The 1327-nt window shown below is 62.9% G+C and carries 1 protein-coding gene; it reads right to left on the bottom strand.

The features are described from left to right. A partial coding sequence (locus R4P70_RS32590; protein WP_317833842.1) for an amino acid adenylation domain-containing protein occupies positions 1–1327 on the bottom strand: 1327 nt, incomplete at both ends.

Here is a 1327-nt window from a genome sequence, read left to right as displayed (position 1 = left end):
CCACCTGAGCAGCCAACACCGCCTCCACCTCACCCAACTCCACCCGCTGCCCCCGCACCTTCACCTGAAAATCCGTGCGCCCCACAAACTCCAACACCCCACCACACCCCCACCGCACCACATCGCCCGTCCGATACACCCGAGCACCCACCACCCCCGACACCGGATCCGCCACAAACCGACCCACCGTCAAATCCACACGACCCTCATACCCCCGAGCCACCTGCACCCCACCCACATACAACTCCCCCACCACACCCACCGGAACCGGCCGCAACCGCGAATCCAACACCAACACCCGCGTATTCCACACCGGCCGACCAATCGGAACACCCACCCCCACAACACCATCCACCACATGAAACGTCACATCCACCGACGCCTCCGTCGGCCCGTACAAATTCACCAACTCCGCACCACACACCCCCGCAAACCGCCCCGCCAACACCGACGACAACCCCTCACCCGACACAAACACCCGACGCACACTCGAACACCCCACCACCACCGAAGGCTCCCCCACGAACACCTCCAACATCGACGGCACAAAATGCACCACCGACACCCCCCACCGCTCGATCACACCCACCAAATACACCGGATCACGATGCCCACCCGGATCCGCCACCACCAACCGCGCACCCACCATCAACGGCCAAAACAACTCCCACACCGACACATCGAACGACACCGGCGTCTTCTGCAACACCACATCCCCCACACCCAACGGAAACTCCCCCTGCATCCACAACAACCGATTCACCACCCCCGCATGCGACACCACCACACCCTTCGGACGACCCGTCGACCCCGACGTGAACATCACATACACCGCATGCTCAGGCAACAACACCCCCAACCGATCCCCCACCCCCACCGGATCACCCGAAAACCCCGAAACATCAACACAACCCACATCAACAAACCCCACCCCCACCGGCAAACACCCACCATCACCACCCCGCGACAACACCACCACCGGATCCACCACCCCCACCACAAACCCCACCCGCTCCACCGGCGCACCCACATCCACCGGAACAAACACCCCACCAGCCCGCACCACCGCAAACACCGCCACCAACAACTCCACCGACCGCGACAACACCACACACACCCGCGACTCCGGACCCACCCCCAACGAAATCAACAACCGCGCAAAACGATTCACCCGAACATCAAACTCACCCCACGACAACACCACCCCACCACACACCAACCCCCCACCACCCACACCAGCAAACCGCCCATCCAACACATCCACCAACGTCAAACCCCCCACCGCAACCCCCACACCATCCCAACCACCCACCACCAACCCACGCTC

Source organism: Rhodococcus sp. IEGM 1241, from assembly GCF_033142365.1.
Taxonomy (GTDB): Bacteria; Actinomycetota; Actinomycetes; order Mycobacteriales; family Mycobacteriaceae; genus Rhodococcus_F; species Rhodococcus_F erythropolis.
Note: the sequence above shows the minus strand (reverse complement) of the source record. Positions and strands in the feature narration are given on the sequence as shown.